11 protein-coding genes and 1 pseudogene are annotated in these 13,123 nt (G+C 57.9%); 5 read left to right on the top strand and 7 right to left on the bottom strand.

Annotated features, from left to right (window positions below):
- Window positions 1-107 precede the first annotated feature (107 nt).
- The 7 genes and pseudogenes from ACYZUC_RS03760 to ACYZUC_RS03730 form a co-directional block, all read right to left on the bottom strand.
- Complete coding sequence (locus tag ACYZUC_RS03760) at window positions 108-851, bottom strand: fimbrial biogenesis chaperone (protein WP_461993671.1); 744 nt, start codon at window positions 849-851, stop codon at window positions 108-110.
- Between the two features lie 59 nt (window positions 852-910).
- Window positions 911-1,498: a fimbrial protein gene (locus ACYZUC_RS03755; RefSeq protein ID WP_461993669.1), complete on the bottom strand. Its 588-nt coding sequence runs from the start codon at window positions 1,496-1,498 to the stop codon at window positions 911-913.
- Between the two features lie 224 nt (window positions 1,499-1,722).
- Window positions 1,723-4,860 (bottom strand): ATP-binding protein, encoded by a 3,138-nt coding sequence (locus tag ACYZUC_RS03750; protein ID WP_461993667.1) that lies wholly within the window; start codon window positions 4,858-4,860, stop codon window positions 1,723-1,725.
- A gap of 94 nt (window positions 4,861-4,954) precedes the next feature.
- Window positions 4,955-5,362: pseudogene (locus ACYZUC_RS03745) on the bottom strand (transporter substrate-binding domain-containing protein); the annotation flags it as partial.
- Window positions 5,363-5,989 (bottom strand): response regulator, encoded by a 627-nt coding sequence (locus ACYZUC_RS03740; protein WP_461993665.1) that lies wholly within the window; start codon window positions 5,987-5,989, stop codon window positions 5,363-5,365.
- A gap of 115 nt (window positions 5,990-6,104) precedes the next feature.
- Window positions 6,105-7,304: an EAL domain-containing response regulator gene (locus ACYZUC_RS03735; protein WP_461993663.1), complete on the bottom strand. Its 1,200-nt coding sequence runs from the start codon at window positions 7,302-7,304 to the stop codon at window positions 6,105-6,107.
- Between the two features lie 158 nt (window positions 7,305-7,462).
- Window positions 7,463-8,494, bottom strand: coding sequence for an Ldh family oxidoreductase (locus ACYZUC_RS03730; protein ID WP_461993661.1), 1,032 nt, complete (start codon window positions 8,492-8,494; stop codon window positions 7,463-7,465).
- 145 nt (window positions 8,495-8,639) lie between these two features.
- Here ACYZUC_RS03730 and ACYZUC_RS03725 point away from each other — a divergent pair, with 145 nt between their 5' ends.
- The 5 genes from ACYZUC_RS03725 (at window position 8,640) to ACYZUC_RS03705 (ending at window position 13,112) form a co-directional block, all read left to right on the top strand.
- Complete coding sequence (locus ACYZUC_RS03725; protein ID WP_461993659.1) at window positions 8,640-9,515, top strand: MurR/RpiR family transcriptional regulator; 876 nt, start codon at window positions 8,640-8,642, stop codon at window positions 9,513-9,515.
- Between the two features lie 13 nt (window positions 9,516-9,528).
- Window positions 9,529-10,284 (top strand): transporter substrate-binding domain-containing protein, encoded by a 756-nt coding sequence (locus ACYZUC_RS03720; RefSeq protein ID WP_461993657.1) that lies wholly within the window; start codon window positions 9,529-9,531, stop codon window positions 10,282-10,284.
- A 109-nt stretch (window positions 10,285-10,393) separates the two neighbouring features.
- Entirely contained in the window at window positions 10,394-11,113 is a 720-nt protein-coding gene (locus ACYZUC_RS03715; RefSeq protein WP_166591991.1) for an ABC transporter permease, read from the top strand.
- Window positions 11,110-11,820, top strand: coding sequence for an ABC transporter permease (locus tag ACYZUC_RS03710; RefSeq protein WP_461993655.1), 711 nt, complete (start codon window positions 11,110-11,112; stop codon window positions 11,818-11,820). Before ACYZUC_RS03715 ends, ACYZUC_RS03710 begins: the two co-directional genes overlap by 4 nt.
- A 50-nt stretch (window positions 11,821-11,870) precedes the next feature.
- Window positions 11,871-13,112 carry an NAD(P)/FAD-dependent oxidoreductase gene (locus ACYZUC_RS03705; protein WP_461993653.1) on the top strand — a complete coding sequence of 414 codons (1,242 nt, stop codon included), beginning with the start codon at window positions 11,871-11,873 and terminating at the stop codon, window positions 13,110-13,112.
- The last annotated feature ends 11 nt before the right edge of the window (window positions 13,113-13,123 follow it).

Here is a 13,123-nt window from a genome sequence, read left to right as displayed (position 1 = left end):
CGATTTCAAGGCGAACCTTGAGCGTGCCCGCTGACTGGATGCAGTGCAGGTTGAAAAAAACATACAGTAATCGCCCGTGAAAGTTACGTGCGCAAGCGCGCCCTACGTTATGGCTGAAGTTGTTTCTTTATAGGGACCAGTGCGCCGTAATCATTGATGGCATTAAATTCAATAGCAGCGGAGGCCGGGAAAGCCTTAAGCCCTGGCACAGCAAACAACTTCGTCTCGCCGGGGCCGATCATTCCATCCTCACTAGGTTCACGGCGGCTGCCGTCAACCACCACCAACTCGACCAGCGAAACATGAAAGGCTGATGGGTTGCGCGCCTGTAAGGCGAAAGTACCTGCACCCGGCGCGGGCACTAACTTCCATTGAACTTGCTCGATCGCCTGAATTGGCGTACCCGCCAGATTTTCAGGACGATAAAAAATCTTGATCCGTGAACGAAACGCCATTTGCAGGATGTTCGTGTCCGCACTGACCTGGCCTTTAGGCGGAATTTCCAGCACATTGAGCCAGAACACCGATTCACGCTCCGGTGGCAACACCGCACCACGGAACATCAGGCGCATGCTTTGGCCTTTGCTCGGGTCGAGCCGGAACACCGGCGGCGACAACACAAATGGCGCCGTTGACTGGGTCGGGCTGGAGGCTACGTCACCCGAGTCCACCCAGGCCTGAACCAGGGAAGGAGTAGTGCCGTTGTTATCCAGCTTCACCGTGATTTCCCGCTCATTGGCGGGGTAAATCAAACGAGTGCCGGTAATCACCACCCCGGCACTCGCCTGAGCGCAACACAGCACCATCACCAGGCTAAGCAGCCTCCAGCGTTTGATAGGTTGATAGCTCATGACAATCCTCACAGCGCAGCCACTCACCCCCACAACGAGGGTGAGCGTCTGCTGAACATTTACTGATAGTCGATGGCGTAAGTGACCGTACTGACAACGGTACCTGCCGTGGTTGGGCCACTGGCGATGTAACGTACGGCATAAGGCATGTTGGCAGAGCCGTCGGAACCTGGATTTGCGCCCACACCCGGGGTTGCATAGGTAATCTTGTTACGGAACGCGGTGGTGCGCTGCTCGGTGTTACCGGCGCGAATGACGGCGTTGTTGCCGAGGTCGACCAACTGCAGGCGTACGTTTGAGGCAGAAACACCAGCAGCAGCTGAGTTAACCAACTGGCCGGAGGCCTGGTCCACGCCTGGGCCGGATTCGAAGAATGCCGAGGCCGTTTGAGCGGTACCCGAGCAATTAGCCAGGGTGATGTTGAAACCCGTTTGGCCAGTGGTTTGCCCGCTGGTTTGGAGAGTGCTGGTGGAAACGGTTGGCAGGGTCACTACAGCAGCCGTCGAGCTGGAAACGCCATCAACAGCAACGGTGCAGGTCGTTGCAGTCAGTTGACCGTTGAAATTGATAGTGCCGTCTGCAGCGTTGGCAAACTGGGCACCCGTGGCGGCTACCAATACAGCGAGAACAAGGGCTTTACGATTCATGGACAGCTCCAAAAACAGGAAAAAGATTCATGCGAACCGTGCAGATGACTGAGTCGACTCAAGCTGAATCTCTTTCGTCATCTGCTACGACTACGGCAGCATGATTGCTGTTTTTCAAACATTCAGAATCGGGAAGGTTCACCGCGCAGATAGGGAAATTTCACCAAAGAGCAAAAGTCCATCACAAGTACTACGGTGCTGTACCTACGTTTCCAAACGTGACGCTATTCGTTTTCCACTTTTCCAACATACGTCGTCATCATCTGCGCCAATGCCTCCATTGCCTGATGCAATGCATCTACAGACTGCGTCGATTTGACGGAATTGCGATCATTGCAATCCTGCTGTACTTGCTCACAGCACTGAATCAGTCTCTGGGCCTTGATGATACGTGCGCCGCCCTTGATCCGGTGGGTAAGGTCGACGATTGCGGAAAAATCACCGTCGCTGAACAACTTGACCAGACGCGACATATCTTCTTCATTGCTTTTAGCCAAGTCGGCCAGCAAATGCACAATTGATTCACGATCACCATAGGTCAGTTGCTCGAGGCTGGTCAGATCGATGCCGTCGAGTACCGGCAGCACTCCCTCTTCGCGGGTAGCCTGTACAAAAATCGGTTCTGCGCTTGAAAGGCATACAGCCAATGCCTTCATGCTGATGGGCTTGAAGAGGCAATCATCCATACCCGCCGCCAGGCAGCGTGCGACCTCGTCGACTTGCGCATTGGCAGTAAACCCCAGCACGAGACAGGGGGGCGCGCCGTAGCGCTCCTCTTCTGCCCGAATGTGCCTGACCAGTTCATAGCCACTCATGACCGGCATGTTGCAATCGGTGATCACTACATCAAAACGCCCGTTGCGCCAGGCTTTCAGACCGTGAGCACCGTCCGGTTCGTCGCTGACGTTGTGACCGAGATACGCTAACTGTTGCTGCAAGAGCAAGCGGTTGGCTGGATAGTCGTCCACCACCAACACATTCAGCACTTTACCGCACCGATCGACCGCTGCCTCGGTATCAACCGGGAGCAGCGGTTCCAAGACCGGCACCTCCAGCACAACATCGACCTGTGTGCCAATGCCTTGGACACTGTGCAAGTTCAGTTCGCCCTGCATCATCGTGCACAAGGTGCGGCTGATCATCAGCCCCAGGCCAGACCCGTTCCTCTGGTCCTGATCCGCATCGCCGACCTGGCTGAACGGTACGAACAAGCGCTCCTGATCCTCCCTGGAAATGCCAATCCCGGTATCACGTACGTGAATCTGAATCTTCAACGTAGAAGCGTCGCCAGTGAGTGCGGCCTGCACACTGACCACGACTTTCCCTTCTTGGGTAAACTTGATGGCATTGCTGATAAGGTTGGACAACACCTGCTTGACCCGCAGGGGATCGACGCATAGATCACGATCAGCCTGTGCATCGAACTCCAGTACCAGGTCCAGGTATTTTTGCCGAGCCAACCCCTCAAACATCCGCATGACGCTTTCAACCAGTTGCTTGAAGGCCGTCCTCTGGGGCGTCAGTGCAAGGTGCCCGGACTCGATGCGCACGACATCCAAGACATCTCCGATCAAACCCAGCAGCCCTTGCGCGGCGCCGAAAGCGACCTCAATAGCAAAGCGATCGAGCTCGCCACGATCAGCCTTTTTCATGGCAAGTTCGAGCATGCCCACAATCGCATTCATCGGCGTGCGGATTTCATGACTCATGGTTGCCAAAAAAGTGGTCTTCGCCCGATTCGCATTTTCAGCTTCCAGCTGGGTATTCTTCAGGTCGTTAAGCAAACGCTCGCGTTCACTGATGTCAATCCATCCCGCAATGACGCCCTGAACTTCTGCGTCACTGTCACGAAACGGCAGAATCCAGTGGTAGACCGTCGTAGTCTTGCCATCTTCCTGGAGGTAATACTGATCTTCGATCCGAGATTCACCGCTCCACATGACATCAAAGTAGTTCTGTTCGAGTTTGAGCGCGTGTTGAAAACTGATTCCCTCATAGTCGACCAATCGGTTGCCTATTACTTGTTCATAGGTTGCCCCTCCGAGCGCTTGCAAATATTGGTTATTGCACAGCAACAGACGACCCTCTCGATCACGTGCAAGAATCGGATGGGGCAAACTGTCGATCAGAACCCGCATGAAAGCTACTTGCTCGTTGAGCTTGCTTTCTGCGGCATTACGCTTATCGATCAGCCGTCGTAAACTGACCACCCAGTAGAACGCCACCGCCAGCAGCAACAGCGCGCCTGCGAGCGCTTGAATAATCGCCCATCGGTGGCTTTGCCAATAATCACGCTCCACCACGTCATTGCCAAACCAGCGATTAGTCACCTCGTCGATTTTATCGGGCGGCAGACTCAAAAGTACCTTGCCGAGAATCGAATACAGCTCCGGCTCGCCGCGACTGACTCCCAAGCTCATCTGCACCGACTGATCACCGACTGAATCAATGATGCGCAGCCGATCCCTGTAGTAGTTCGAGATCCAAAACTGCGCGCCCAGTAAAGTGGTGATGGCGACATCAGCCTTACCCGCCGCAACCTTTCCAAACACCTCATTGGGACTGTCGAGCAATTCCAGGCTGGTATTCGGATGGTACTTGCGGATGTACTCGACTATTTGGCTCTCCCGGAACAAGGCCAGCCTTTTACCATCCAGCTCAGCAAGGCTGCCCGATACACTGGCGTCACGAGGCCCGACCAACACATAAGGGCTCGACCAATAGGGCCGTGTAAATCTCAGCCTCGGATGTCTCGCATCAGTCGACACCACTACATCGGCTTCGCCTCGCAACACCATGCTGTACAGTTCTTCTTTTGAGTGACCGAACACGAGATCAAACTTCAGCGGAACAAGGCCGCTGATGACGTCGAGCACATCAGCACTGACGCCCCGAATTTTTTTGTTCTGGTCAAGAAAACTCACCGGAGGCAAGCCTTTCAGTACGGCTACTTTCAAGGAGGGGTTATTGGCGAGCCAGAGCTGCTCATCCGGGCTCAGGGCGATTTTATCACGACCGTGTACGGTCACTGGAGTGGCTTTCCACCGTTGAACAATGGCCACTCGCTCCTGAAGCGGAACAGCGTCCAGCGCACGATTGACAACCCTCAGTAACTGCGTGTTTTTATGGTTCAGGACAAAACCAAGTCCACCCTGTTTTGTCCCAACAAACGCCGCCAGGTGCAAATCATTGAAGCGTCTTTTATGGATCAGATAATTGGCGCCGATACCGCCCCCCACGTACACATCGGCTTGGCCGAATTGAACCGCACTTATTGCCTCGTCGGTCGTCGCGTAAGACGTGAGTGCCGCGTCGGGATACAGTTCGGCCACCTCGGAAGGTGTCAGGTAGTGATTGACCATGGCCAGACGTATTTTTTTTTAGCTTTTCCGGCAACTGGTCAATATCTCGCGGGGTCACCAGCACAGGTTTGTCATCAGCATAGATGTGTGACAAGACCATCTGCGGGTCACTTGACTCTACGGCGCCCCCGACGCCCAACAGATCGACCTCACCTCGCTTGAGCGCCGCAACAGCCTCGGCTCGGTCATGGTAGCGTCGCACGTCAATTTTGACCTGCAACAAATCAGCAAGCAGTGCCGCGTAATCCGCTGTCAGCCCCTCGTAACCGCCCTTACTCGACGACAGCTCAAAGGGTGGGAAGTCTGGCCCGGACGTCCCCAGAATCAGTGCCCCTTTGGCGTACAGCCATTGCCGGTCTGACGCACTCAGATCCAACGCTACTTCAGACGCGTGAGCGCGCCCCAACAACGTCAGCGCTTCGACAGCCTGTTCAGAGTGCTGCGCATAAACGGCGGAGCTGAATGCCAGCACCAGTGCCAACCCATGCTGAAATGCCTTCATCTAAACCAGCTTATTGCGTTTGGCAAAGTCGGCCAGGTAGATCAATGACTTTACGTTCAGCTTTTCAATCAACCGGTTCTTGTAGTTGCTGACGGTCTTGTTACTCAGCAGCATGGCTTCGCCGATTTCCTTGTTGCTGAAGCCTCGCGCCAGTTGCTGAAGTACCGCCAACTCGCGGTTCGATAGTTTTTGCACCAGTTCCTGCTCGGAGGTGTTGACGTCGGTGCCACGTACCGAACTACTGGTCAATATCGGGAAATGCGTGTAGCCATCCATGATCACCTTGATCGCCCTGCTCAACTCTTTCAAATCGTCGGATTTGGATAGGTATCCATGCGCCCCCGCGTTCATGCAGCGTTTTGCATAAAAGGTTGGTTCAAGTCCCGTCAGTACCAGAATCTTGCTGTGCAAACGAAGCTCCGTTACACGGCCGATGACGTCCAGGCCATCAAGCAGCGGCATGGAGATGTCCAAAAGAATCAGTTCGGGTTTATGTTCACGCGCTAACTGCAAGGCGTCAACGCCGTTACCCGCTTCAGACACCACATCAAACCCTGCGGCTGCCAAAACCATTTTTACGGAGGCCCTGATAAAGGGGTGATCATCCACTACCAACGCGTTAAGCATAAAACCTCTATTTAAACTATGATTCGGCAATATGCAGCGTGAACCAGTTGTGGTGCTTTAAAAAAACAGCTCAACTTAGCAAGTTTATTTTCCGACGCCATTACTTTTACGCATGTCAAATGTGTTTTTTCTCCTCCTGAGCAACCTCGAGCCACGCACAAAAGTCTTCCGAGTCCATAGGTAGCGCCAGATGGAAACCCTGACCGTAGGTACACCCGAGGCGGACAAGCTCATCATGTATGAATCGACTGCTGACCCCTTCGATGATCACATCCATCCCAAGCGCCTGCGCAAGCGCCAGGCTGCTTGTGACAACCGCCCGATTACGTGCAGAAGAAAGGTCCTGCACGAACATACCGTCCAGCTTGAGCTGAGAGAACGGCAGTCGCGCCAGCAACCTCATTGAAGAGAAGCCCACTCCAAAGTCATCAATCGACAGGCCGCAGCCGAGACGATGGAGAATATGAACGTTATCCTGGGCCGATACAGGCAACTCAAGCAGACCACTTTCTGATACTTCAAACATCACTGCAGAGCCTGGAAGCTCATATTGGCGTAGCAATTGCGCAAGACTCTCGACCCACTCATCACTGTTCAGTTGCGAAGCCGCGAGGTTAAACGCCAATTGCAACTTGAGGCCGCGGGCTTTCAACTTGAGGAGCAACTCCATGCCCTGCTCCAGTAATTGCTTGAGCATCTCATCGATCAAACCATGACCCAGTACGGCGGCCAGTAAGTCATTGGGCAGCAGTAACCCTTGAGTGGGATGCTCCCACCGCACCAGGACCTCTGCCCCGAACAATGAGCCATCAAGCAAATTGAACTTGGGCTGGTACCACGCACGAAATTCGGCCAGTGCCAACCCACGCAATACTTCTTCCCGGGAGAGCAGGTTCGGTTCCAGGGGCAGACGGGGCGTGGGCACATGTTGTACTTGATTAAAACGCGTCAGCATCTTGCGCAGGGCATCCATCTGCAAGGGTTTTTCCAGGACGCCTAACAAGAGTGTGTCCGACAACATACTCATGTGATCCATCGCACGAGAAATGTCAGGTTGCAGGTCGCCGTACAAAATCAATGCCCGAATACGCTTGAGCTCAGCACTAGCTTCCCAAAGATCGAGGATCTCCAACGGGTTGTCATTGAGGTCGAAAAAAACAATATCAACGCTCCCTTTACCGCGCATCAGCACGGTGGCTTGCTTGGCATTGTCAGCCAACAAGATACTTGAGACGCCCTGGGACTGGAGCGCCTTGACCAGTACTCCGCGCTGAAAACCATGATTCTCTATCACGAGAACACACTGCGGCTTCATCACCTGCCCCCCCGCCTGATTTAGGGACAGAATCCTAGCGTTTCATCGCCTCAGCGAAGTGAGGAAAACACCCCGTGACTTGTGGGAAATTTCACCAAAACGCGCACCCAAAACCAAGCGGGGGAACAGAAACCGCAGAGTGGCCTAAACCGACTGCCTTAGCCCGCCAGCTCGCGCAACTTCGTAAGCTCGGACGTTGGTAATGCAATGCCTGCGGCCAGGGACGTGGCCCGCTCCCGATAGCGCCGGTCACCCGGCATGCGCTGCAAGCCCACTGCACGCATCTGCCGTATCAGTTCTTCGCTGCGGCTGGCGAAGTGGACGCCTGCAGCCTTGCTGGGGTCGATGACAATGATCAACTGACCAGTCCACGGCGTTTGTGCACCGGGATGCTTCGACCAGTTGAATTCGAACGAGAAGTTGCCGCCGGTCAACGCAGCCGCTAATAGTTCGACCATCATCGACAGGGCCGAGCCCTTGTGCCCGCCAAAGGGCAACAAGGCGCCGCCTGCGAGTATCGCTTCAGGGGCCCGGGTCGGCTGACCCAGCCTATCTACGCCTACGCCTTCGGGCAATAACTGCCCTTCACGCGCGGCAATCTGTACATCGCCGTGGGCCATGGCGCTGGTAGCCAGGTCAAAGACGATCGGGTCACCACCGGCCCGAGGTGCGGCAAAGGCAATCGGGTTGGTGCCAAACAGTGGTTGTTGCGCGCCATGGGGCACGACACAGGTCATGCTGTTGACCACGCTCAAGGCCACCAGGCCTTCATCGGCAAAGGGTTCGACGTCCGGCCAGAGCGCGGCGAAATGATGTGAGTTGCGGATCGCCAAGACCGCGATGCCTGCACTGCGCGCCTTTTCAACCAGCAAGTCACGGGCGGCGGCCAAGGCCGACTGGGCGAAGCCATTGCCGGCATCGACCCGCACAAAGCCCGACGCCACGTCCTCCACCACCGGGACAGCCTGGCCATCCACCCAGCCACTGGCAAGGGAGGACAAGTAACCGGGAATGCGGAACACCCCATGGCTATGGGAACCGTCACGCTGGGCGCTGGCGCAGTTATGGGCCAGGACCCGAGCCACGTCGGACGAGGTGCCGTGGCGTTCGAAGATCTGTTGCAGCAACTGGCTCAGATCGGCGAGCGAGAGATGCTCCACCTCAGGCAGGGCGGCGTTGACCAGGGACATTCTGAAGCTCCAATCGAGTTGTTGTTATGGCTGCGCATCAGCGAAGCCAACTATCCGACCATGACAGCTATCTGTCAATTGTTGACTTTATGACAGAAAACCTCCATTTTCTTTCAAAAGCGCTGAACAACAACAGGAAACAGCCTTGAGCCAGCCGATCAAACAACGCCTCGAAAGCAGCCTGTCAACTGCCGCCGCCTCCGGCCGGGCGATTGCCAATTACATGCTGGCCAACCTCTACGAACTGCCGTTCCAGACCGCTGCCGATATCGCCAGCAAGTTGAACGTCAGCGAGTCCAGCGTCGGACGCTTTTGTCGCTCCATCGGCTATAGCCATTTCAAAGACCTGAAAAACGACCTCAAGGCCGACCTGGGCGATGGCCCGTGGCTGGTGGGCGATCGTTTGCAGGAATTCCGCCAGCAGGCCAGCCAGGGTCCGCAAGGCCTGCCCCGCAGCTTCGAGCTGGAAGTGGCGGCGCTGGTCAAGGTCTACGAATACAGCCTGACCCCCACCTGGCACACCGTCAGCCAGCGCCTGGCCAGTCGGCGCAAGGTGTTCGTCGCCGGGTTCCAGACCGAACGGGGTATCGCCGCGTCCATGGTGCATCTGCTGCAGTACTTGCGCGATGACGTGCAGTGGGTCGATGGCGCTGCCGGGCATTACGCCGACGTGCTGCTCAGCGTGCCCGCCGACAGCGCCCTGGTGGTGTTCGAAGCCCGCCGCTATTCGCGCCACGCACTGACCCTGTGCCGCAAGGCCCGTGAGGCGGGCATCCCGGTGACGCTGGTCACCGACACCTTTTGCGACTGGGCCGAGCAGAACGCCGACGAAGTGTTCCGCGTGCCCACCGAGTTCAACCTGTTCTGGGAATCGACCGCCGCGATGCTGTCGTTGGTGCACCTGCTGGTCAATGACGTCTGCAAACAGCTGGGCCCGGAAGTCGAAAAACGTCTTGCCGCCGTTGCGCTCCTGCACAACGAGTTCGTTGGATACACATCATCACCAAACTCAAAACAATAAATCGAGGTGCTAGATGAAACACGTCATTCGCTTTGCCAGTGCATGTGCAATGGTCCTGGCCGGGGCCACCGGGGCGCAGGCTGAAGTCCTGAAGATCGCCACCGAAGGCGCTTACCCGCCGTTCAACTATGTCGACTCGGACAACAAGCTGCACGGCTTCGATGTGGACATTGCCAACGCGCTGTGTGAACGCATGAAAGTGCAATGCAGCATCGTCGCCCAGGACTGGGAAGGGATTATCCCGGCGCTGATGGCCAAGAAATACGATGCCGTGGTGGCCTCGATGATCGCCACCGACGAACGCAAGCAGAAGATTGATTTCACCCGTCACTACTACCGCACACCGCTGTCCGTGGCCGTTCCCAAGGACTCGGACATCACCGACGCCCAGACCGACTTCAAGGGCCGCACCGTGGGTGCCCAGGCCTCCTCGACCCAGGCCATCTACGCCGAAGACCATTACGGCCCGGCCGGCGCCGACGTCAAGTTCTACCCGACCCTGGATGAAGCCAACAGCGACCTGGCCGCCGGTCGCGTCGACGGGGTGATTGCCGACAAGTTCCCGCTGCTGGCCTGGATCGACAGCGCCGGCAAGGACTGCTGCAAGATCATCGGCGATGTCAACGGCACCACCGCCGATGCCTCCATCGCGGTGCGCAAGGGTGACGATGCGCTGCGCGAGCGTTTCAACAAGGCGCTGGATGAAATCGTGGCCGACGGCACCTACAAGAAGATCTCCAGCCGCTACTTCGCCTTCGACATCTACTGATCCCCTGCCCCTCAGGCCAGCCTGTGGGGCGTTCCTTGCCGACCTGCTGCACCGTGCCCACCGGCGGCGGTGAGCGCGTGCGGGCTTAATTTACCGAGAGGGTTCGAGCATGTTCGAACATCTGTCACTGCTTTCCTTCGCCAGCGGCGGCTGGGGTTCAGCCTTGCTGGCCGGCGCTCTGGTGACCATCGTCCTGGCCTTGAGCTGCCTGCCGATCGGCTTGCCGCTGGGCCTGGGCCTGGCCTTGGCCGCCCGCTCCCGGCGCCGCTGGCCGCGCGCCATGAGCACGGTGTTTGCCACCGTGTTTCGTGGCCTGCCCGAATTGCTGACCCTGCTGATCATTTACTACGGCTGCCAGATCGGCGCGCAGAAACTGTTGTCGGCGATGGGCTACGAGACTGAAGTGGCGATCAACCCCTTCGTCGCCGCCATGATCGCGTTCAGCCTGGTATTCGCCGCGTTTTCCAGCCAGATCTGGCTGGGTGCCTTCAAGACCGTACCCAAGGGCCAGTTCGAAGCCGCTGCCGCCCTGGGCCTGTCCCGGCGTACCACCTTTACCAAAGTGGTGCTGCCGCAACTGGTGCGCATCGCCCTGCCGGGCCTGTCGAACAACTGGTTGTCGCTGCTCAAGGACACCTCGCTGGTGTCGACCATCTCCCTGGTCGACCTGATGCGCCAGACCAACCTGGCGGTCAGCGTGACCAAGGAACCGATGTTGTTCTACACCGTGGCCTGCTTTGGCTACCTGTTCTTCTCGGCGATTTCCGGCCGCCTGTTCCAGTACCTGGAGCAGCATTTCAGCCGCCATCAACGGAGCGTGCGCCCATGAGCCTGGTTGAATTGCAGAGCCTGTTCCTCAGCCCTGACCTGTTGGAGCGTTATGGCCCACGCTTCATCGACGGCCTGTTGGTGACCGCCAAGCTGGTGGCCATTTCCTTCACCCTGGGTGCCCTGCTCGGCCTGCTGATTGCCCTGGCGCGGTTGTCGGGCAACCGCTTTCTCAGCCGTTTTGCCGGCGTCTATGTGTACTTCTTCCGTGGCTCGCCGCTGCTGGCCCAACTGTTCATGCTCTATTACGGCCTGGGTTCGTTCAAAGGCTTCTGGCAGGACGTCGGCCTGTGGTGGTTCTTCCGTGACGCCTGGTTCTGCACCCTGCTGGCGTTCACCCTGAACACGGCGGCCTATCAGGCGGAGATCCTGCGGGGCAGCATCCTGGCCGTGGCCCAGGGTCAACGCGAAGCCTGCAACGCCCTGAGCCTGTCGCGCTGGACCACCTTTTGCAAAGTCATCCTGCCGCAGTCGTTGCTGGTCGCTATCGGCCCGCTGGGCAACGAACTGATCCTGATGATCAAGGCCAGCGCCATTGCCTCGCTGGTGACCATTTACGACCTGATGGGGGTGACCAAGCTGGCCTTCTCGCGCAGCTTCGACTTCCAGATCTACCTCTGGGCTGCCGTGCTCTACCTACTGATAGTTGAAGTGGTGAGACGTAGCCTGAAAGCAATCGAGGGCCGCCTCGGCCGTCATTTGCAATAAGCCGATTTTTCTCGGGCCGCCGTGGGCGCCCCTGTATCAAGGATCTACTCATGCATTGCGAAACCCTCGTTCTGGGCGCCGGGATTGTCGGCGTCAGTAGCGCGCTCCAGTTGCAGGCCCGTGGCCGCAAAGTCGTCCTGCTCGACCGCCAGCAGCCGGGCAACGGCACCAGCCATGGCAACGCGGGGCTGATCGAGCGCGCCAGCGTGATTCCCTATTCGTTCCCGCGCGAACTTTCGAGCCTGTTGCGCTATGCCTGCAACCAGCAGTCAGACGTGCGCTACAGCCTCAAGCACCTGCCCAAGGCCGGCCCGTGGCTGCTGCAGTACTGGCGGCATTCCGGGCCCAAGGGGCTGGCCGCCGCGACCCGGGCCATGCTGCCGTTGGTGGAACGCTGTGTCAGCGAACATGACCGGTTTGCGGAACCGGCCGGCATGGGCGAACTGATCCAGGACAGCGGCTGGGTCGAAGCCTACAGCTCTCAGCCGGCTTTCCAAAAGGCCCAGCGCGATGCAGCGGCGCTCAAGGTGTATGGCCTGAAGTATGCAGTGCTCGATCAGCAACAGATGCATGTGCGCGAGCCGGGTTTGCATGCCAGCGTGGTCGGCGGGATTCACTGGCTGGACCCCAAAACAGTCAGCGACCCGGGCGCCCTGACCCGAGGCTACGCGGACCTGTTCGTCAAGCGCGGTGGCCGGTTTTTACTCGGCGACGCCCTCTCCCTGCGCCAACGTGTCGGCAAGTGGGAAGTGCAGAGTGAACAGGGCCTGGTCATCGCCAATGAAGCCGTGGTCGCCCTTGGCCCACAAGCCCGGGGCATCTTCGAACCTCTGGGGTATGACATTCCGCTGGCAATCAAGCGCGGCTACCACATGCACTACGCGCCCTTGCCTGACACCCGCTTGCAACAGCCCCTGCTCGACCCTGTCGGCGGCTATGTCCTGGCACCGATGGTGCGAGGCATTCGCCTGACCACCGGGATCGAGTTCGCCGACAGCGAAGACCCGATCAATGAAATCCAGCTGCGCCGCTGCGAAGAACAGGCGCGCTCGTTCTACCCGCTGGGCGAACGCCTGGATGCCGAACCCTGGCTGGGCCGCCGTCCGTGTCTACCGGACATGTGCCCGGTGATCGGCCCGGCACCCCGCCACAAGGGTTTATGGTTCAACTTCGGGCATGCCCACCACGGCCTGACTCTGGGCCCGGTCTGCGGTCGTCTGCTGGCCGATCTGATGACCGGTGCGCCGCCCTTTACCGACCCTGCCCCCTATAGCGCCGAGCGCTTCCACTGATCGCTGGAGAC

It is taken from the genome of Pseudomonas sp. GT1P32 (assembly GCF_054897805.1).
This window is presented reverse-complemented; position numbering and strand designations above follow the sequence as displayed.

Bases quoted from the DNA above. Each gene is read 5' to 3' on its own strand.
- ACYZUC_RS03760 (WP_461993671.1), bottom strand. From the start codon at position 851: ATGAGCTATCAACCTATCAAACGCTGGAGGCTGCTTAGCCTGGTGATG.
- ACYZUC_RS03755 (WP_461993669.1), bottom strand. From the start codon at position 1,498: ATGAATCGTAAAGCCCTTGTTCTCGCTGTATTGGTAGCCGCCACGGGT.
- ACYZUC_RS03750 (WP_461993667.1), bottom strand. From the start codon at position 4,860: ATGGTCAATCACTACCTGACACCTTCCGAGGTGGCCGAACTGTATCCC.
- ACYZUC_RS03740 (WP_461993665.1), bottom strand. From the start codon at position 5,989: ATGCTTAACGCGTTGGTAGTGGATGATCACCCCTTTATCAGGGCCTCC.
- ACYZUC_RS03735 (WP_461993663.1), bottom strand. From the start codon at position 7,304: ATGAAGCCGCAGTGTGTTCTCGTGATAGAGAATCATGGTTTTCAGCGC.
- ACYZUC_RS03730 (WP_461993661.1), bottom strand. From the start codon at position 8,494: ATGTCCCTGGTCAACGCCGCCCTGCCTGAGGTGGAGCATCTCTCGCTC.
- ACYZUC_RS03720 (WP_461993657.1), top strand. From the start codon at position 9,529: ATGAAACACGTCATTCGCTTTGCCAGTGCATGTGCAATGGTCCTGGCC.
- ACYZUC_RS03715 (WP_166591991.1), top strand. From the start codon at position 10,394: ATGTTCGAACATCTGTCACTGCTTTCCTTCGCCAGCGGCGGCTGGGGT.
- ACYZUC_RS03710 (WP_461993655.1), top strand. From the start codon at position 11,110: ATGAGCCTGGTTGAATTGCAGAGCCTGTTCCTCAGCCCTGACCTGTTG.
- ACYZUC_RS03705 (WP_461993653.1), top strand. From the start codon at position 11,871: ATGCATTGCGAAACCCTCGTTCTGGGCGCCGGGATTGTCGGCGTCAGT.